Annotated in this window: 17 protein-coding genes; 3 read left to right on the forward strand and 14 right to left on the reverse strand. The window is 68.1% G+C overall.

All coding sequences use genetic code 11. The features are described from left to right. Nucleotides 1-6 precede the first annotated feature (6 nt). Together WEB29_01650 and WEB29_01655 are read right to left on the reverse strand one after the other, a co-directional pair. Nucleotides 7-942, reverse strand: a complete 936-nt coding sequence (locus WEB29_01650) for a hypothetical protein (GenBank protein MEX2135651.1) — start codon at nt 940-942, stop codon at nt 7-9. Continuing rightward, on the reverse strand, nt 939-1490 hold the full coding sequence (locus WEB29_01655; GenBank protein MEX2135652.1) for a sigma-70 family RNA polymerase sigma factor: 552 nt from the start codon (nt 1488-1490) through the stop codon (nt 939-941). The genes WEB29_01650 and WEB29_01655 overlap by 4 nt, the downstream gene beginning before the upstream one ends. Before the next feature lie 229 nt (nt 1491-1719). On the opposite strand from WEB29_01655, the gene WEB29_01660 reads away from it, so the two are divergent. Then, nucleotides 1720-2259, forward strand: coding sequence for a hypothetical protein (locus WEB29_01660; GenBank protein MEX2135653.1), 540 nt, complete (start codon nt 1720-1722; stop codon nt 2257-2259). Between the two features lie 58 nt (nt 2260-2317). Here the strand turns inward: WEB29_01660 and WEB29_01665 are convergent, their stop codons facing one another. The 7 genes from WEB29_01665 to WEB29_01695 all read right to left on the reverse strand — a co-directional run bounded on the left by WEB29_01665 (nt 2318) and on the right by WEB29_01695 (nt 8275). Continuing rightward, a complete protein-coding gene (locus tag WEB29_01665) occupies nt 2318-3235 on the reverse strand; it encodes a hypothetical protein (GenBank protein MEX2135654.1) in 918 nt (305 codons plus the stop codon). Continuing rightward, a complete protein-coding gene (locus WEB29_01670; protein MEX2135655.1) occupies nt 3232-3783 on the reverse strand; it encodes a sigma-70 family RNA polymerase sigma factor in 552 nt (183 codons plus the stop codon). Before WEB29_01670 ends, WEB29_01665 begins: the two co-directional genes overlap by 4 nt. A 117-nt stretch (nt 3784-3900) precedes the next feature. After that, nucleotides 3901-5241 (reverse strand): amidohydrolase family protein, encoded by a 1341-nt coding sequence (locus WEB29_01675; GenBank protein ID MEX2135656.1) that lies wholly within the window; start codon nt 5239-5241, stop codon nt 3901-3903. A gap of 84 nt (nt 5242-5325) precedes the next feature. Then, entirely contained in the window at nt 5326-6228 is a 903-nt protein-coding gene (locus WEB29_01680) for a hypothetical protein (GenBank protein MEX2135657.1), read from the reverse strand. After that, nucleotides 6225-6773 carry a sigma-70 family RNA polymerase sigma factor gene (locus WEB29_01685; GenBank protein ID MEX2135658.1) on the reverse strand — a complete coding sequence of 183 codons (549 nt, stop codon included), beginning with the start codon at nt 6771-6773 and terminating at the stop codon, nt 6225-6227. The genes WEB29_01680 and WEB29_01685 overlap by 4 nt, the downstream gene beginning before the upstream one ends. Before the next feature lie 165 nt (nt 6774-6938). Further along, complete coding sequence (locus WEB29_01690; protein MEX2135659.1) at nt 6939-7730, reverse strand: hypothetical protein; 792 nt, start codon at nt 7728-7730, stop codon at nt 6939-6941. Then, a complete protein-coding gene (locus WEB29_01695) occupies nt 7727-8275 on the reverse strand; it encodes a sigma-70 family RNA polymerase sigma factor (protein MEX2135660.1) in 549 nt (182 codons plus the stop codon). Before WEB29_01695 ends, WEB29_01690 begins: the two co-directional genes overlap by 4 nt. Before the next feature lie 231 nt (nt 8276-8506). Here WEB29_01695 and WEB29_01700 point away from each other — a divergent pair, with 231 nt between their 5' ends. Continuing rightward, complete coding sequence (locus tag WEB29_01700) at nt 8507-9733, forward strand: DUF4032 domain-containing protein (GenBank protein MEX2135661.1); 1227 nt, start codon at nt 8507-8509, stop codon at nt 9731-9733. 5 nt (nt 9734-9738) lie between these two features. Here WEB29_01700 and typA read toward each other — a convergent pair whose 3' ends face one another. The 4 genes from typA to WEB29_01720 all read right to left on the reverse strand — a co-directional run bounded on the left by typA (nt 9739) and on the right by WEB29_01720 (nt 16890). Then, entirely contained in the window at nt 9739-11658 is a 1920-nt protein-coding gene (typA, locus tag WEB29_01705) for a translational GTPase TypA (protein ID MEX2135662.1), read from the reverse strand. Nucleotides 11659-11817: 159 nt separating this feature from the next. Next, nucleotides 11818-13434 (reverse strand): PKD domain-containing protein, encoded by a 1617-nt coding sequence (locus WEB29_01710; protein MEX2135663.1) that lies wholly within the window; start codon nt 13432-13434, stop codon nt 11818-11820. Nucleotides 13435-13559: 125 nt separating this feature from the next. Beyond that, nucleotides 13560-15245, reverse strand: coding sequence for a DUF885 domain-containing protein (locus tag WEB29_01715; protein MEX2135664.1), 1686 nt, complete (start codon nt 15243-15245; stop codon nt 13560-13562). Nucleotides 15246-15255: 10 nt separating this feature from the next. Then, complete coding sequence (locus WEB29_01720; GenBank protein MEX2135665.1) at nt 15256-16890, reverse strand: DUF885 domain-containing protein; 1635 nt, start codon at nt 16888-16890, stop codon at nt 15256-15258. A 167-nt stretch (nt 16891-17057) separates the two neighbouring features. On the opposite strand from WEB29_01720, the gene WEB29_01725 reads away from it, so the two are divergent. Further along, nucleotides 17058-17393, forward strand: a complete 336-nt coding sequence (locus WEB29_01725; protein MEX2135666.1) for a hypothetical protein — start codon at nt 17058-17060, stop codon at nt 17391-17393. Between the two features lie 5 nt (nt 17394-17398). Here WEB29_01725 and WEB29_01730 read toward each other — a convergent pair whose 3' ends face one another. After that, entirely contained in the window at nt 17399-18658 is a 1260-nt protein-coding gene (locus WEB29_01730) for a serine/threonine-protein kinase (protein MEX2135667.1), read from the reverse strand. Nucleotides 18659-18782 lie beyond the last annotated feature (124 nt).

Genomic DNA, 18782 nt, shown 5'->3' on the forward strand with positions numbered 1-18782 from the left:
GATCGGTCAGGGTGCCTCGAAGGTGGCCGACTCGGCGAGGGTCCGCATCTCTTCGACGAGGTCGACCGGTGTCGCCGGGCCGTATGTCGCATCGAGGATCACGATCGCGCCGTTCACGTCCAGGATCCACAGCTCGTCGACCTGGCCCGCTCCCTGGGCGTTGCGCGCCTCTCCAGTTTCCCCCTCGACCCCATAGAAGGCGAACACGTCGTTGTCGCAATCGGCGAACTTTTCCTCCCGGCTCGCGTTCGGCAGGTCGAACGACATCGGCACGTGGAGCGTGATCGTCTTGCCGGCGAACCCGCCCACAGTGACGTCCACCGGCGCCGTCGCGTCGGTCGACGCCTGGGCCGCGAAGGCCGCGGCGATCTCGTCGGGCGTGGTGGCGGGCGTCTCCGGGATGGTCGTGGACCACTGGCACGGATCTCCGTACACGTTGAACCCGGTCCCGGCTGGCCATGCCCACGCGAGCAGCGCAGCGCCAACGGTTTCCGGCGCGTCCAGGCCGTCGTCGTCCTTGCTCAAGGCATCGAATTCCGGCAATGGGACCCAGCCGGACGACGCGATGTTGACCGTGACCTGCACGGGGTCATCGGTCCCAGTGACCACGAACGGGCCCTCGGGGATTCCAACCCAGGCCGACGGGGCTGGCTCGGAGGGCGCCTGAGATGGCGCGACCGATTCCGGCCCTTCGCCGCCCGGCGCCGTCGAGCCAGGCAGCAGGTTGGAGGCGATGACCGCGATCACCACCACGGCGGCGGCGGCCAAACCCATCTTGAGATATCGGTTCATGTCGGATGTCCTCCACGGACCGATGAAGGCCCGCTGTCGTGTCTGTTCCATGCGATCGCGCACCTCGTCGTACGACGGGTCGGGCAACTCCATCGGCCCCTCCGCGAGGAAGGAATGGATCAGCCGATCGAGGTCTCGATGTGCGCTCATGCCATTCGCCCCTGGGATGACGACGCCCGGGCATCAGCCTCGAGGCTGGCCTGGAGCGCGCGCTTGGCGTGGTACATGCGGGACTTGACGGTCCCAAGCGGTATGCCAATGCGGTCCGCCACCTCGGGCAGCGGTAGCCCGAGGAAGTGGTGAAAGACGAGGACCGCGCGCTGCTCGACGGTGAGCCTCCGGAAGGCCCGGTCGAGCTGGTCGCGATCGTCGACGGTCAGGTAGGGATCAGGCCCGCTCGCGGGCTCGACCGAGATGAGCCGGATGCCCTCCGTCCAGCGCCGGCGGCGCCTGGCCTCGGCGTAGCAGGCGTGGGTGAGGATCCGGTGCAGCCACGGCTCGAAGCGGTCGGGGTTCCGCAGGGCCCGAATCTCGGTCCATGCGGTTAGCAACGCGGTCTGGACGGCGTCGTCGGCAAGGTCGAAATCGCGCAGAATTCGGAACGCGATCGCCATGCAGCGGTCACCGGCCGTGCGGGCGAGTTCATCGAAGGCCTCTCGATCACCTCGCTGCGCCGGGCCCACCAGGTCCGCGTGCACCCATTCCTCCAAGGCCGATGAGTCTTGTCGCGCCCGATCTGGACGCGATCGGACTACAGAGTTCCCGACCCAGCCTGTCGGTTCAATCTGCAATGCGGCCAGGCCACCGGGCAAGATATCCTGCCTCGGCGCCGTCGTATCGGCGGCGCCATGAGCCTGCGCGGCTATTCCGAGCATGAGGACACACGACGTGCCTCAACATCGTCAACATCGTCGGACGGCGGCCTGCGTGCTCGTCGGGCTTACCCTGACCCTGGCGCTAGTTGCATGCGGGGACATTGCCCCAGGCCCGTCGGCAGGGGATGACTCGGCTTCCGCCGCTTCACCCGGCGCGGACCCCAGCACAACGACCATCGACCTTGCCGCGATCGCCTGCGCCACGGACGATCCCGAGGACGTCGGCGAGCTGACGGGCGCCTGGTCGGGAAGTGAAGGCGGCGTGTACTACATCCGCCAGGTCGGCGATTGCGTGTGGTGGTTCGGGACCGAGATTGAGCATATTGAACCGGGGCTGACCGAGCAGCGAGGGTTTGCCAACGTCGCCAGCGGGCGCGTGGACGGCACCCGCCTCGAGGTCGAGTACGCTGACCTTCCGGTTGGCAACATCCTGGGGGGCGGCGGACTCACATTCGCCTACGACGAAGAGAACGGCACGCTCACGCTGACTGAGCACCGCGGCGACTGGATTCCCTTTGGCGGCTCGGTGCTCACGCGCATCGAACGGAATGCAAGTCCCGATGCGAGCCCGAGCGCGGCGTCAAGTCCATAGGTGATTGCGGGCGGCCCATCTTGGGCCGCCCGCGCATCGGTTCCGGGGTCGCGATCGGTCAGCGCACTTCGAACGTGGCCGACTCGACCATGGCCCGCATCTCCTCCACGTCCTCGGCCGGCGTGTCCGCAAAGTAGCCGGCGTCGAAGAAGACGAGCGTGCCGTCGACGTCCACGACCCAAACCTCGTCGATCTGGCCCGGTCCCTGGTGGAAGCGGGGAGCTTCGTCGCCCGAGTCCGACACCTCCATCAGGGTGCGGAACTCGCCACCGTCGCAGTCGGTGAACACCGCGTCCTCCGGGACGTGAAGGGTCAGCATCTTCCCGGGATGCCCGCCCACGGTCACGTCGACCGGCGCGGTGGCGTCCCGCGAGGCCTGGGCCGACAGGGCCGCGACCAGCTCATCGAGCGAGGCGGCCGGGTCGTCCGGCCGGGTCGACTCCCACGCGCAGGGGTCCCCATAGACCAACATGCCCCCGCCAAAGACGACGAGCCCGGCACCCTGCGGCGGGCCGGCCATGCCGTGCTTCTCGACGCCGGTGTAGGTCAGAAGCCCGTGCCAGTCGGGAGCCGGGATGGTGACGGTCGTTCGCACATCGAAGAGTTGCTCGTAGACCAGGACGAACGGCCCTTCGCTGAGGGGGCCATACGACGGCTCCGGGGCGGTCGGCGTCGGACTCGGCCTCGGGGTTGCGGTGGCCGACGGCTCGGCCGATTCGCTGGCGCCGGGACCGCCGGTATTGGAGTCGCCGAGGAATTGGAAGCCGACGACGGCGATGACCACCACCGCCGCGGCCGCAAGGCCAATCTTGAGAAGTCGGTTCACGTCTGGTGTCCTCCACGAGCCGATGACGGCCCGCTGTCGTGTCTGTTCGATTCGATCACGAACCGCGTCGTAGACCGGGTAGGGCAGCTCATCCAGGCCCTCGTCGAGGAAGGCGTGGATCAGCCGATCGGGATCTCGAGACGCGGTCATGCCCTTCGCTCCTGGTTGGTGGACGAGCGGGCATCAGCCTCGAGGCTGGCCCGCATCGCCCGGGTCGCGTGGTGCAGGCGGGACTTCGCGGTCCCGACCGGAATACCAATGCGCTCAGCCACCTCGGAAATGGGAAGACCGAGGTAGTGGTGGTAGATGAGGACGGCGCGCTGCTCGACGGTGAGCCTGCGGAAGGCGCGTTCGAGCTGATCGCGATCGTCCACGGTCAGAGTGTCGTCGAGACCGTGCACGGGATCGACGTGGAGGAGCCGGATGCCTGCCGCCCAGCGCGTGCGATGCCTGGCCTCGGCATAGCAGGCGTGGGTCAGGATCCGATGGAGCCACGGTTCGAAGAGATCGGGGTTTCGCAGTGAGCGCAGCTCGCGCCAGGCCGTGATGAACGCGGTCTGGACGGCGTCCTCTGCCAGATCGGCATCGCGCAGGATCCGAAACGCGATGGCCATGCAGCGGTCGCCAACCATGCGCGCCAGCGAGTCGAACGCTTCCGCGTCCCCTCGCTTGGCCTGGTCGACCAGCGTTGCCTGCACCCATCCCTCCATTCCGTGAACTGACCGGTCCTGGTGGACGCGATCAGACAGGAGAGTCCTGGGGGCAGCCTATCTGTTCAATCTGGGTGGAAGTGCGCCGACCATCGGCGGGCAGACTTATCCCTCGGGAAGCGAACAGACCTCCGGTCCGGCGCAGAACTCGACCACACCGCCGATGATGGTGCCGATCACGGTCATGGCCCGGATCTCATCCGGCGTAGCGGTGGTGACGTCGCCGCTGAGGATGGTGACGTCGCCCAGCATGCCAACTGCCAGTTGGCCGCGACGCCCTTCGTCCCCCAGCGCGTAGGCAGCGTCCAGGGTTACCGCCCGCAGGCCCTGCTCGGCGGTCAGCAGCTGGGCGGCCATCCACGCCGGTGGCTCGGGGTAGACCCTGCCGATGGGGTCCATGCCGCCGGCGATCTGGTCTACCGGCCGGCCGATGTCATCGGTCAACTCGAAGTCCGGAAGGATCCAGGGCATGTCCGTCGCGCCCGCCGCGTGCAGCCCGGCGTCCACGAAGTCCCGCCAACGGGCCAACCACGAAGTCTCCCCGCCCATCGCCGCCATCCAGTTCGGTTCGCTCAGCCAGTCGGCCACCGCGGTGTCAAGGTGGATCACCACCGCGATCTCCATGGCGACCATTCGCGCCAGCTGGGCATCGGTCACCTGCACGGCATGCTCGGTCCGGTGGTGGAGCGGGTTCGGCCCGCTCGGACCAATGGCCGCCTCGAAGGCGTCGAGGGCCATCTCCTGGGCCTCGTCACTGAAGGTGTGGATGGCGACCTGCCAGCCGGCCTGGCTGGCCCGGACGACCGTGGGGGTCAGCTCGTCAGCCTCCCACAGGAGGTCCAGTTCGAAGCCGGTATCGAGATGGATCTTCAGGCCCCGGACACGGAGGTGGTCACTGACCGATCCCGGTTCGCGGTCGGCGTACCAGTCGCCGAAGTGTTCGCCGCCGATCTGCGGCTCGTTGAGCGTGAGGTACGCGTCCACCCGCAGCCGGAGGGCGTTGTCGGCGGCCAGGGTCTCCAGCTCGGTGAGGCGTTCCGGGTTGACCCATTGCTCGGAGATCGACGTCCAGCCCCGGCGGAGCGCCGCATCCATGGCTTCCTCGGCGGAATCGAGGCCGTAGTAGTCGCGGTCGCCGATCCAGTGGGCGTGGGCATCAATGAATCCGGGGTACGCCACGTTCTGACCGATGTCCATGACCGGGACGTGGTCTCCGGCGAGCGCCAGCACCTCGTCCCGGGAGCCGATTGCGGTCACGGTTCCGTTTTCGATGAGGAGTGCCTCCGCGATGGGCGGCTCGTCCAAGGTCACGATCCGGCCGACGATGACCACGCTCCCGCCCTGCGGCCCAGCGCTGGCTGTTGGCGAGCCGCTCGGGGCCGGACCGCTTGGCACGCAGGCGGCGAGTGCGACCACGGCAGCGAGGATGAGAACGCGTTTGGACATACGTAAATGATTCCTCGACAGGGCGCATTGTTCAAGACGAGAGCAGGGCACGGGGGGCCCTGGTGGGCCGCCCGTGCATCGCGCCTATTCGCCGAATGAGGCGGACTGGACGATGGCCTCGAGCTCGTCGACGTGCTCCGCGGGCGTTCCCGCGTAGTACTTCGTGTTCCAGGCCACGATCAAACCGTCGATGTCGAGGACGTACACCGTGTCGATCTCGCCCGGACCACTGTGATAGCCGCACGGGGTCATGCCGTCTCCGCCGCAGTCCCAGCTACCGCCGTAGCCCGGATCGCAGTCGGTGAAGTCAACGTCGGCGGGGACCTCCAGAGTGATCGACTTTCCGGCGTACCCGTCCAGGGTAATGTCCACCGGCTCCGAGGCATCGCGCGACGCCTGAGATGACAGCGCGGCCACGAACTCGTCCACGGTGGTCGCGGGCGTGTCCGGCAGCGTCGTCTGCCAGTGGCATGCGTCGCCGTACACGATGTACTCCCGCTGGACGAAGATGATCATTCCCGCACCATCCGGCGGTTCGTTATTGTCGTTCTTTGCGAGGATGCCGCCACCGACCTCCCCGTACCAGTCGGCTGGAAGCGTAACTGTGAGCGGGACGCTGTCCGGTTGCGGCGTCCCCGGCACGAGAATCATGTGCGGACCCTCGGGGAGGAGCCCCACAGGAGTCGGCTCTGCCGCGGACGGCGAAACCGACGGGGACGGCGACGGGGTTGGGTCGCCGCCAAGGCCCCCCGAACCGGGGAGAAGATTGATCGCGACCACGGCGATGATCACGACGGCGGCGGCGGCGAGGCCGACGCGCACGATGTTGTTCATGGCAGAGAACCTCCACGCCAGCCACGAGGCTCGGCGCTGTGGGGTCGTGTCCACCTCATCGAGGACGAGGTTGAGGATGCGATCCGCGTCCTCGTAGGCGTCCTCGTGGAGCCACGACCGAACGATGCGGGTGACGTCGCGATCGGCGCTCATTGCGCAGCCTTTCGCGTGGTCGAGCGTGCGTCGGCATCGAGTGCCGCTCGCAGCGCGCGCATCGCGTAATGAAGTCGAGAAGCAACCGTCCCGACCGGGATGCCGAGTGCTTCGGCAACCTGGTCGAGCGGCAGGTCGAGGTAGTGGTGCAGGACCACCACCGTTCGGTGATCGAGGGAGAGCCGTCGGAAGCCACGATCGAGCTGGTCGCGGTTGACGACCGTATCCAGTTCGTCCGCCGCCATCGGCTCATCAGCCGGCAGCAGTCGAATGTTCGGCGTCCAACGACGGGTCTCGCTGGCCTCCGCGTAACAGGCGCGCACGAGGAGGCGATACGACCAGGCATCAAAGCGTGCCGGGTCGCGAAGCTGAGGAAGGTCCCGCCAGATGCTCAGCAGCGCCTGCTGCGTCGCGTCCTCGGCAAGGCTCAGGTCGCGCAGGATCCTGTGCGACGCGGCAAGGAACCGATCCGCCCGCGCGGCGGCAAGGGTCGTGAATGCCCCCTTGTCGCCGTTCTGCGCGAGCTTCACGAGATCGGTGTCCATGCCCTCTTCCGTCTAAGGCATCGGGTTCAGACCGATGCATTACACACGGTATGGGGGCAGAGGCCGATGCCACCTTCAAAATTCGACCGATGTCGAGCATCGCTGCAGACCCAGGCGCCCGGCCGTCGACCGGGCGCCTGAGCGAAGAGCCGGCTACGGCGAGAATCAAGGCAGCGTATCGACCGCATCCTCGGGATGGAGCGCCACGGTGGCAAGGACCTCCTCGAACCATGCCCTGTCGTAGGGAGCGACGGCGAGTGGGTCGTCGCCAGACGTATAGAGCTGGATCCAGTAGCCGCGGCCAGCGGTTGTGACGACCGCCACGTCGCAATGTCCGGCCCCGATCAGTCCCGTGCCGCCGTCGACGGCGATCGGCTCGGTCGTGCCGCACCCCTCGTCGCTCGCCATCTGCTCGGCGACCCAATCCTCGGGCGTGGAATCGCCGATCGGCTGCGAAGCGATGGCCAGGAACAGGTCAGCCCTCAGGGTCGGGTCGTACAGCCAGTCGACTTGGGGCACCTGGAAGGAGAGGGGAAACGTGCTATCCGTCCAGGGCTCGGTCGCCGCTTGAGCGATCCATCCCTCGGGATACGACAGCGAGATCCCATGATGCGTCGAGGTGAAGCTCTGGGTCAGCGGCGGAGCGGATGCCGGCGACAGCGTCGGCTCGGCGGTCGCCGAAGGCGATGGAGTTGCCTCCGGAGGACTCCCGGTATTTGGGCCGGGTAGGAAATTGATTCCCACGACGACTGCAAGGGCGATGACAACCGCCGCGATGCCGAAGCGGACGATGTTGCTGTTCATGGGCGGGAACCTCCGCGCCAGCCAACCGGCTCGGCGCTGGGGGGTCGCGGGGACTTGGTCGAGCACGAGGTCCAGGACGCGGTCCGGGAGCGCATTCACGCCCTCGTCCATCCACGACCGAACGATGCGCTCGACGTCGCGTTCAGTGCTCATTGCGAGCCTTCCCGTCGGGTCGGGCGTGCGTCGGCATCGAGCGCCGCGCGCAGGCCGCGCATCGCGTAATGAAGTCTTGAACGGACCGTTCCCTCGGGCACGCCGAGTGCTTCGGCGACCTCCGAGAGCGGCAGGTCGAGGTAGTGGTGCAACACCACCACCGCACGATGATCGATGGAGAGCCGCCGGAAGCCGCGCTCGAGCTGGTCGCGATCAATGACCAGGCTCGTGCCATCCGCCGTTGTCGGCTCATCAGCCGGCAGGAGTCGAAGGTTGGATGCCGAGCGACGAGTCCGGCGGGCCTCGGCGTAGCAGGCGCGCACGAGGAGCCGGTACGACCAGGCGTCAAAGCGCGCCGGGTCGCGCAGCTGCGGGAGGTCTCGCCAGACGTTCAGCAGCGCCTGCTGCGTCGCGTCTTCGGCGAGGTCAATGTCGCGCAGGATCCTGTGCGCCACCGCATGGAGCCGATCGCCCACGGCCACGGCGAGGCTTGTGAAAGCCTCTTCGTCGCCGTGCTGCGCTCTGATCACGAGCTCGGTGTCCATGCCTCGTCCGCATCGTGCGCCAGTCAGTCCGGCGCATTCACACGGTATGGGCACGGGAGCGCCAGGGGCGACTCAATCTTGGCTTGATAACTGCCACTTATCGTCATGCACCGATGGGGTGGTATCCGTGCCGTGGCATTGGTCCCGCTTATCAGGTGGCACCGCCGCGGGCGCATCGGTGCAGGAGCATAAGCCTGGCTTATGTCGAGCCTTGTCCTACCATCTGAACCGATGCGATTCCAGATGCTGCCGCGCGGATCGTGGCCCGACTTCCTGGACCTGCCGTGGTCGGAGCCGCTGGCAGGCTGGGAGTCGCCGCGCATCGTTGAGGTGGCACGCGGCATCAGCCGCCACGTCGTGCGCTTCGTGGACTACGACGGCCAGCTGTACGCCCTCAAGGAGCTGCCCGAGCCTCTCGCCGAGCGTGAATACCGGCTGCTGCGAGAACTGGCAGCGGAATCGGTCCCAGTGGTCGAGGCGGTCGGGGTGGTCAGCGGACGCGAGGACCTGGACGCGGCGCTGATCACACGTCATCTCGAATTCAGCCTCCCCTACCGGACCCTCTTCACCCAGCGCGGGATCTCCGACCTGCATGGCCGCCTCCTCGACGCCGTCGCGGAACTGCTGGTGCGGCTCCACCTGGCCGGCTTCTTCTGGGGCGACTGCTCTCTCTCCAACACCCTCTTCCGGCGGGACGCGGGCTCGCTGGCGGCCTACGTGGTGGATGCCGAGACGGGCGAGATGCATCCCTCCCTCTCCGATGGGCAGCGCGCCTACGACCTGTCGATCGCCGAAGAGAACTTCGCCGGCGAGCTGCTCGACGTGATGGCGATGCTGGCCGAGCGGGGCGAGGCACCGAGCCCGAGCATCGACGACCCGCTGGCCGTCGCCGCCGAGCTGCGCCCCCGCTATCAGAGCCTGTGGAGCGAGCTGACGCGAGACGAGGTGATCAGCCCGAACGAGCGCTATCGGATTGATGAACGCCTGCGCCGCCTCAACGAGCTCGGCTTCGACGTGGAGGAGGTAGAGCTGCTCACGGTGGAGGGTGGGTATCGCCTGCGCCTGCCGACGCGCGTCGTCGAGGCGGGCCACCATCGGCGCCGCCTGCTGAGCCTGACCGGCCTGGACGTCGGCGAGAACCAGGCACGCCGCCTGCTGAATGACATTGCGCGATATCGGGCCGAACTGGAGGCCGCCGAGGGGCGCAGCCTCCCGGACTCGGTGGTCGGCTATCGCTGGCGTGCCGAGGTGTTCGAGCCTGCGGTGGCGGCGATCCCTCCCGATCTGCACGCCAAGCGCGAGCCGGCCGAGCTCTTCCATGAGCTGCTCAACCACCGCTGGTACCGATCAGAGGCTGCGGGGCACGACATCGGCATGGCCGATGCGGTGGCCAGCTTCAGCCAGCAGGTGCTCCCCGAGGTGCCAGACGAGCGGGCCACCATCGGCTCTTCTTCCTAGCTGTCCTAGCTGGTTCCCAGCTCGTATTCACGGCCCGCCGCTCGGCGTCGGCCGTGCTGGGTCAGGATTCGCTTGCGGAGGCGGATCGAGGAGGGCGTGATCTCCACCAGCTCATCGGCCGCGATGAACTCGATCGCCGACTCAAGCGTCATCAGGCGCGGCGGGGTCAGGCGCAGCGCCTCGTCGTGCGCATGGGTGCGCATGTTGGTGAGCTTCTTCTCCTTGGTGGGGTTGACGTCCAGGTCGCCGGGGCGGCTGTTCTCGCCGACGATCATTCCCTCGTAGACCTCCACCCCGGTTCCGATGAAGAACTCACTGCGCTCCTGAAGCGCGAAGATCGCGAATGAGTTCGAGATTCCCGCCCGGTCGCTGACCAGGACCCCCGAGGTCCGATGCGTGACCTCCCCCGCCCACGGGCCATTCCCCTCGGCGATCTGGTGCAGCAGCGCCGTTCCGCGCGTCTCGGTCAGCAGCTGCCCGCGGTAGCCGATCAGCCCGCGGACCGGCAGCACGAACTCGAGGCGGACGCGACCGTCGGCATCGGTTGACATCTGCTCCAGCTTTGCCTTGCGGCCGGCCAGGGCAGCCTGCACCTCACCGATGAACTCGGGCGGGATGTCGACGGTGATGCGCTCATACGGCTCCATGGTCTGTCCGTCCACGGTCGTCAGGATCACCTCGGGACGGCTGACCTGGAGCTCGAATCCCTCGCGCCGCATCTGCTCGACCAGCACGGCCAGCTGCAGCTCACCGCGGCCGCGCACCTCGAACGTGTCGCCCGCCTCGGTCGGGTAGACCTCGATCGAGACGTTGCCGAGCACCTCGCGCTCGAGCCGCGCCTTGATCTGGCGGCTGGTCACGTAGCGGCCGTCCCGACCGGAGAGGGGCGAGGTGTTGACGCCGAGCGTCATGCGCAGGGTCGGCGAGTCGACGTCGAGGCGCGGCAGCGGGCGGGGGTCCGCGGGATCGGTGATCGTGTCGCCGATCGTCACTTCCGGGATGCCGGCCAGGGCCACGATGTCGCCCGGCCCCGCCTCCTCGATGTCGACCCGCTCGATGCCGCGTGCGGTAGTCAGGCTGGTCACGGTGCCGTTGAGCGTCACCGTCCGCCCCGGCTCGACCGAGCCATCGGCCGCCTCCGGCTCCTCGCGCACGATGGTGACGCGCTGCCCCGGCTTGACGGTCCCGCTCCAGATGCGCCCGACCGCCATGCGGCCCACGTAGTCGTTGGCGGCCAGGTTGGTGACGAGCAGCTGAAGCGGCACGTCCGGGACGTACGACGGCGGCGGCGTCACCTCCACCAGCAGGTCGAGCAGCGGCAGCAGATCGGTCCCTAACTGGGCAAGGTCGCGGGTCGCGGTGCCGAGCTTGGCGTTGGTGTAAACCACCGCGAACTCGATCTGGGCGTCAGTCGCGCCGAGGTCCATGAACAACTCGTAGATCGCGTCGAGCACCTCCGCCGGCCGCGCGTCGGAGCGGTCGATCTTGTTGATGCAGACGATGACGGGCAGATGCCGGGCCATCGCCTTGGAGAGGACGTAGCGGGTCTGGGGCAGCGGACCTTCAGCGGCATCCACGAGGAGGAGGACCGCGTCGACCATCAGCAGGCTGCGCTCCACCTCGCCGCCAAAGTCGGCGTGGCCGGGGGTGTCGACGATGTTCAGGTGGATCCCGCCGTGATCGATCGTCGTCTGCTTGGCGAGGATGGTGATCCCCTTCTCGCGCTCCAGGTCACCGGAGTCCAGGACCCGATCCACCACGGCCTGGTTGGCGCGGAACGCCCCCGTCTGGCGCAGCAGGGCGTCGACCAGTGTCGTCTTGCCGTGGTCGACGTGCGCGACGATGGCCAGATTTCGCAGGTCGGGGCGCGTCAAGGTCGCCGCAGAGGTGGCGGAGGGCGTGGCGAGAGAGGCGTCAGTCGTCATGGGAGCCTCGATTGTCGCACAGAGGCTCGAGAGGGACGCTCAACGGCGGCCCAACAGTCCCACTACTCGTCATGCACCGCTGGGACAGCGCCCGCGTCATCCAATCGACGGGATTTCTCAGATGGCGCCGAAGAACGCGCGTCGGTGGGAACGCGACTCTCAGAAGCTGACGGTCGCCTCGTTGGAGCAGGTCTGCGTTCCCGCCTCGCAGACCTTGTACGCGTAGCTGCCACCGCCCTTCTTGCCGATCAGGTCGGTGTACGCGCCGTCGTTGGGCGTGGGCGTGGTGGTGATCAGCACCCCGTCGCGGTAGACGTCGACGTTCGTGGAGGTCGCGCCTCTCCAGCTCAGGTCCGCGTGCTGGACGCCCTTCAGCTTGTAGCCGACCGCCGAGAGGGTGATCGCGCTCGCCTGAGCGACGGTCACGCTGTGCGAGGTGGTCGAGCTGGCGCCTTCATCATCGGTCACCGTCAGACTCACCGTGTAGGTGTTGCCCGTGGCGTAGGTGTGCGTCGGGTTCTGCGTCGTCGAGCCGTCGCCATCGCCGAAGGTCCAGCTCCAGGCAACGACCGATCCATCGCTATCGGTCGAGGCATCGGTGAAGGCGCAGGTCAGGTCGGTGCAGGATTCGCTGAAGCTCGCAGTCGGCGGGCTGTTGGTGGAGGCGCCGGTCAGAGTAAAGGTGCCCGCATCAATATCTGACAGCGCCCCGTCCGACACCGTGAGCTGCACGGGATAGGTGCTGCCGGCGCCGTACGAGTGGCTGGTCGTCACGCCCGACGCTGTGTTCCCGTCTCCGAAATCCCAGGCATAGCTGAGGGTGCCGCTGTCCGGGTCGAGGGACCGGTTGGCGTCGAACGAGCAGCTCAGGCCGGAGCAGCTCATCGTGAAGTGCGCGACGGGGGCGGTGCTGGGCGAGAAGCTGCCGAAGGGACCGACATCCCACGAAACCTGCGCGATCGTCTTCTGTCCCGTGGTCGACGGGTGGAAGTAATCGCGCGTCGAGACCTCGGTCGGCACGAAGTCGTAGCGGAAGCCGGAGTAGCCGTCGATCCGGCAGTCGAGCGCCGGGCTCACGCCCTCCGCGAGGTTCTCGGCGTACTCGGCACAGACGTCTGCGAGGATCGCATTGAGCTCGAGGTTACGCGCACGGACGGTCCTGCGGCGCGCCTCGTCGGCTGGATCGAGAGAGGTCGCGTTGGCGAGCAACGCCTGGCAGATGTCGTAACTGTTCCATCGCGACACCGCCGTCGAGTTGGTATGGAGAATCTCCCAGAGACGGTAGACGTTCGGGATGCTGACAACATAGACGATGGCGTTCTTCCCGTTCGCGCTCAACGCGAGCACGTCCAGTCCGTCGCGCAGCTGCTGCTCGAACGTCGATGGCGAGGTCATGCCCGCGACGCTGCTGGTGCACACGTCATTGGCGCCCATCAAAACAGTGACGTAGTCGATCACCTTGGCGTGTCCGACGACCTTGCCCATCTGGGTGCCAAGGTCGGCCATCTTGGCGCCGCTCACGGCGTCGTTGAAGGCGTTGCTGGTGATCCCGAGCCGCCGCGCGTGGCTGTTCACAGTACTGCTCGTTCCGGTCGACCACGAGTTCTGCGTGCAGTCGGTGAACGGGAAGAAGCAGGTGTTGAATGCGCGGGTGATCGAGTCGCCGGTCGCCGCCATCGCCGGCGATGCCGCCGCTGCACCGCCCACGGGGAGGAGCTGCAGGGCGAGCGCGACCGTGAGGGCAATGACCCCCGACAGGTAACGGCGCCGTGGCATGGCGGGCACCTCCGCGAACGAAGCAGTCCGTGTCGTCGTCCAGTGAACTGAAACTCTACTCCCGGCACGCAAGCGGTGGTAGCGTCGCCGCTGGTGTGACCCGACACCTCGAGCAGTCCCGCTACTCAGCCAGCCAGCCCCAGCTCGGCCGCCACGGCAACGCGGAGGGTGGCCAGCGGCAGCGCACCATGGCCCAGGACCGCGTCGTGGAAGCCACGGATATCGAACCCACGGCCCAGCGCCGCCTCCGCCTCCGTCCGCAGGGCACGGATCTCCAGCTGGCCGATCTTGTAGGCCAGGGCCTGACCGGGCCAGCCGATGTATCGGTCCACCTCGTTGGCGATGTTGTTCAGGGCCAGCGCCGTGTGCGCGGTCATGAAGTCAATGGCGGCTGACCGAGACCAGGCCAACGCGTGCATGCCGGTGTCGACCACCAGCCGCGAGGCGCGCCAGGCGTCGTAGGAGAGCATGCCGATCCGGTCGAGATCGCCGCTGTAGAGGCCCATCTCGTCGGCGAGCCGCTCCGAGTAGAGGCCCCAGCCCTCGACGAATGCGGTCGTCTCGGCGTGACGCCGAAAGGAAGGAAGATGTTCGAGCTCCTGGGCGATCGCCACCTGCAGGTGGTGGCCGGGCACCGCCTCGTGGAAGGCGAGCGCCTCGGCTTCGTAGCGCGGCCGCGTCTCGGGCGCGTAGGTGTTGACGTAGTAGCGCCCCGGCCGGCTGCCGTCCTCCGGCGGCTCACGGTAGTAGGCGATGGTCGCGTGCTTCTCCTCGTGCCGCTCCATCCGCACCACCTCGCAGGCGGCACGCGGCAGGCGCCCGAACCAGGCGGGAATCGCCTCCACCGCGCGGGCGAGCGACGCCTCGGCGACGGACACGATCTCCTCCGCCGACTCGAAATGGACCGATGGGTCTCCGCGCAGGGCCGTCAGCGTGCTGGCCAGGTCCGGAGTCCCCAGCACCCGGCCACCGAGCTCAGCGATCTCCGCGTCGATGCGCGCGGTCTCGGTCAGACCGGTATCGTGGATCTCCTGGGCCGAGAGATCGGTCGTGGTGTGCGCGCGGGCCAGGCTGGCATAGGTCTCCACCCCGCCGGGCAGGTGACAGATCCCGACGTGCGCCTCGTCGCGGGCGCCGGCGAGGACCTCATCGGCGAGGTACGCGCGATACCGGGCATAGGCGGGGCGCAGGCCGTCGCGCACTGCGCCGGCCAGGCCAACCTGGAAGGCACGCCACGCCCCGTCGCTCCAGCCGTCGTGCTCGGCCTGCAGGGGCGCCAGCAATGGCCACTCCTCGAGCGGTCGCTGCAGCAGCTCATCGAGCTGCGCGATCACCCGCTGCACGGATCCCGCCACCGGGACCCGGCCGTCAGCCGATCCGCGGCGCAGCTGGGCGATCTGCTGATCGACCCACGGCCCCATCGCCCACCAGCGGGCGAGCATCGACTCGCCATCGGCCACGTCGCGCAACGGCTGGTAGGAGGGAACGCTCATGAAGGAGGACTGCGGCCCGCTCATGGCGTCCACGGTGTGCGCGTGGGGATCGGCGGCCAGGAGGGCGAGCCGATCGCCGACCGCCTGCGACAGCGCGGCCCGGGTCAGCTCCGATTCCGGATCGGACTCGGGAGGCAGCGCAGCCACGCCAGCCTGGATCTCTGCGAAGCGCTGCGCCAGCGCCGCGCGGCCCGCTTGCGAGATATCGCTCAGCCGATCGCCGTAGCGATGATCCCCGATGGCCGTCCCCTGCGCCGGATCGGCCGCCAGGACCGCATCCCAGAACTCGTCCGCCAGCCGATCGAGCTCGGCCGTCATACAGCCAGGCTCATGCGGTGGCCATCACCGCCCGTTCCGCGAGGGCGATCGGCATCGTGCCGGAGCCGGTGATCGCGTCATGGAAGTCGCGCAGGGCGTCGACATCGGTCAGGGAGGCGCCGCGTGCTTCGAGGAATCGGTCCCGGATGCGCAGGATCTCCAGGCAGCCGGTCAGGTACGAGCTGGCCTGCGTCGGCCAGCTGCAGTAGCGCGTGACCTCGGCGATGGCGGTCGGCTCGGTCATCGAGGAGTGCTCGAGCATGAAGTCCACCGCCTCCTGGTGGGTCATCTCGCCCAGGTGCAGGCTGGTATCGACCACGATCCGCGCCGCCCGGAAGAGGGCCGCCTCGTACTGGAACATGATGTGGCGCAGGTCGTCGTAGAAGCCGTTCTCGCGCATCATCCGCTCCGCGTACAGGGCCCAGCCCTCCGCGAAATAGCTCGTCCCGAAGACCTGCCGCACGGCCGATGGGTTGAGCTTGGCCATGACGAGGTGCCAATGGTGCCCGGGATACGCCTCGTGCACCGCGGTGGACGGGATGCTGGGGTACGAGTTCGACTCCAGGCGCTTGGCAATCTCCGCGTCGCTCGCCTCGTCGGGCGGGTACGGGACGAAGAAATGGCCGTGCATGGACGAGGAGAAGGGGGGCGGATCCTGGTAGGAGGCGACCGCCAGGACGGGGCGCTGGAAGGGCGGTGACGGCTCGACGGTGCATTCCTCGCCCGGCGGGAAGCTGACCAGGCCGCGCTCGATCAGGAAGGCGCGGGCCTTCGCGGTCCACTCCTCGTAGCCGACCCGCATCGCCTCGGGGGTGAGCGGCCGATCCTTGTTCAGCTCGAGCAGGACGGTGTGCCAATCCTCATGACCGGCGAGCTCCTGCGCGCCGCGTCGAAGATCGCCGCTGATCTCCTCGAGCTGCCCGCGCGCTCGCTCGCGCAGGGCACGCGCGTCGAAGTCGAAGAGCTCCGCCCGCTGCAGGATGCCGTTGTAGCGATCTTCGCCGAAGGCCCAGTCACCGGTCGCGTTCGGCTCCATCTCCTCCAGGAAGGTCGCGTACGCCTCGAGGGCGTCGCCCGCCACCGCGCCGGCAGCCGCCAGCTCGGGGCGGTTGCTGGGCTCCACCTGGGTGAGGACCAGCTCGCGGGTGTAGCGGGCGCCGGCGCGAGCCTGGTTGACGGCCCGCTTCAGGAGCAGGGCGGGGACCAGCTCCGGTCGCAGGTTGGTGCGTCCGGCGTCCAGCTGAGCGGGGATCCCGCGCAGGCGACCGATGGCGCTGCGCACCAGCTCGGCCTCCGGTCGGAGCCGATGCAGGAACAGGATGAATACGCCATCCAGCCCGGGGTTCATGTAGGCATCCGGGTTGCGCCGCCAGATCTCCCACTCGTCGTAGATCGCCCGCTCGGTGAGGCTGGCGACCAGGAGGTCGCGGTCGATCGCCTCGTCGAAGGTCAGGGCCGCCGGATCGACCTCCCCGAAGCGAACGAGCCATTCGTCATCCGAGCTTCGGCGGCGCTCGAAGGCATCGGCCGACAGGTCGTCGAGCAGGTCGTCGTAGGCCGCCAGTCCCAGGGCGCTGGCCTGCACCGGGTGCTCGGCGTGGTATTCGTCCAGGAACTCGGCCGCGAGGTCGGAGAATGAGGACAAGGTCGTGTACTCCTGAATTCGCGGGCGGCGCGAACCGCGCGCATTGGACTGACAACGGCGACCGGCGTCCGCGGTGCCCGCATTGCCGGTCAGGCGAAGCGTATCAGCCCACAGCCCCCATCGGCGCATCCCGGCGCACCGCAGTGGTCGGCTATCCTTCTCGGCCGATGGGAGCCACCGAGACCGTTGACCTCTTCATGGAGCTGATCAACGACGACCGACGCGAGGATGCGATCGCCCTCTTCGCCGAACACGCGGTGCTGGGCATCTCGGTCCCCGGCTCCGACGAGCGGACCAACCTGCGTGGCCGCGACAAGGTCGGCGGCTGGTTCGTGCGCGCCGGTGACGGATTCCGGATGTACGCGAACGACGGGCGCAGCATGGGCGCGAGCTATATCGCCGATGTGACGGTCATGCGTCCGGGCGCTCCCTCGATGCATGTCGAGGCCAACTTCCGGGTTGAGGGGGCCCACATCGTGAGTCTGTTCCTGCAACCGCTCTAGCCACGCTAGCGGCCCTTTCCGCCGCCCTTGCCCTTTCCGCTGCCACTCCCGCCGCCGCCGTTACCGCCGCCGCTGGCCTCCGCCGCCGCGGCGCATGCTTCAACCAGGTCGGAGACCTGCTTCTCGGCCTCGGGCTGAGCCAGGCCGTCGATCTCGGCGGGATCGAGCGTTGCACCGCAGGCATCGGCATAGTCGGCCATCAGCTGCGTCATCCAGGCCGGTGCGTCCGTCGAACTGGCGGGTGACGGCGGGGCGCCGGTGGCCTGCTCTCCGGGTCCCAGCATCACCACGGCCAGCAGAACCGCGACGAACAGGCCGGTGGCGCCAACCGCAATGGGCACCCTTCGACGCCACCGCCGGACGAAATTCTCCTCGGGGGTCGCCGCTGGGGGGACCGCGGCGACGACCGGGATTGCCCGAGTGTCGGCGTCACGCTCGGTGGGGTTCATGGTGGAGACGCCACGCAGGGTCGCTGCAACCAGGTCGGCGTCCGGCGGCCGATCTGATGGAGCGTTTGCCAGGCAAGCGCGAGTGATGTCGGCAAGCGCGGAATCGACGTCGGGCATCTCGGGCGGACCGGCGGCGTGGGCCTCTGCCAGAGGGAGCGGCGCCATCGCCTGAAACGGCGGTCGGCCGGTGAGCATCTCGAACAGGATGGAGCCCAGCCCGAAGAGATCGGTGCGCGGACCGACCTCCCCTCCCGCGAGCTGCTCCGGAGCGATGTAGGCGGGGGTCCCGACGACCATCCCCGTCTGGGTCAGCCGCTCGGCTCCGGACTCCAGCGAATGCGCAATCCCGAAGTCGGCCAAGTTGGCATGCCCCTCACGGTCGATCAGGATGTTTGACGGCTTGACGTCGCGATGGATGATCCCCCGCCGGTGGGCTTCGGCCAGGGCGTCGGCGACATCTGTGCCGATGCCCGCTGCCACGCGGGGCGGGAGCGCGCCATCACGCTCCAGCCGAGCGCTGAGCGACTCGCCCTCGATCAGCTCCATGACCAGCGCCGGCGTGTCTCCCTCGGTCACGACGTCGTAGGTCTGCACGATGCGCGGATGCCTCAGCGAGGCAACCAGCCTCCCTTCCGCGGCAAGTCGCAGACGCGCCCGCTCGTCCGCCACGAGGTGAGGGTGCAACAGCTTCACCGCGACGGGACGATTGAGCTTCTCGTCGCGGGCGCGCCAGACCTCCGCGCTGCCACCGCGCGCCAGTCGCTCCTCGAGCAGGTAGCGGCCAAGGATGAGGGTCGGTTCGCTCGGATCGGTCATAACGCGGGTTCAATTGTGCGCGCGACCTTGCAGTCACGCCAGCGCGACCGTGCGACGGACGTTGCAATGGGGTGACATTCCCGTTTGAACTTGGCCCGTTTACGCTCAGCGTAAGTCGCGAGTT

The sequence above is a fragment of the Chloroflexota bacterium genome, assembly GCA_040902225.1.
GTDB lineage: Bacteria > Chloroflexota > Limnocylindria > QHBO01 > QHBO01 > CF-167.

Bases quoted from the DNA above. Each gene is read 5' to 3' on its own strand.
- WEB29_01650 (MEX2135651.1), bottom strand. From the start codon at position 942: ATGAGCGCACATCGAGACCTCGATCGGCTGATCCATTCCTTCCTCGCG.
- WEB29_01665 (MEX2135654.1), bottom strand. From the start codon at position 3,235: ATGACCGCGTCTCGAGATCCCGATCGGCTGATCCACGCCTTCCTCGAC.
- WEB29_01675 (MEX2135656.1), bottom strand. From the start codon at position 5,241: ATGTCCAAACGCGTTCTCATCCTCGCTGCCGTGGTCGCACTCGCCGCC.
- WEB29_01680 (MEX2135657.1), bottom strand. From the start codon at position 6,228: ATGAGCGCCGATCGCGACGTCACCCGCATCGTTCGGTCGTGGCTCCAC.
- WEB29_01685 (MEX2135658.1), bottom strand. From the start codon at position 6,773: ATGGACACCGATCTCGTGAAGCTCGCGCAGAACGGCGACAAGGGGGCA.
- WEB29_01690 (MEX2135659.1), bottom strand. From the start codon at position 7,730: ATGAGCACTGAACGCGACGTCGAGCGCATCGTTCGGTCGTGGATGGAC.
- WEB29_01695 (MEX2135660.1), bottom strand. From the start codon at position 8,275: ATGGACACCGAGCTCGTGATCAGAGCGCAGCACGGCGACGAAGAGGCT.
- WEB29_01700 (MEX2135661.1), top strand. From the start codon at position 8,507: ATGCGATTCCAGATGCTGCCGCGCGGATCGTGGCCCGACTTCCTGGAC.
- typA (MEX2135662.1), bottom strand. From the start codon at position 11,658: ATGACGACTGACGCCTCTCTCGCCACGCCCTCCGCCACCTCTGCGGCG.
- WEB29_01710 (MEX2135663.1), bottom strand. From the start codon at position 13,434: ATGCCACGGCGCCGTTACCTGTCGGGGGTCATTGCCCTCACGGTCGCG.
- WEB29_01715 (MEX2135664.1), bottom strand. From the start codon at position 15,245: ATGACGGCCGAGCTCGATCGGCTGGCGGACGAGTTCTGGGATGCGGTC.
- WEB29_01725 (MEX2135666.1), top strand. From the start codon at position 17,058: ATGGGAGCCACCGAGACCGTTGACCTCTTCATGGAGCTGATCAACGAC.
- WEB29_01730 (MEX2135667.1), bottom strand. From the start codon at position 18,658: ATGACCGATCCGAGCGAACCGACCCTCATCCTTGGCCGCTACCTGCTC.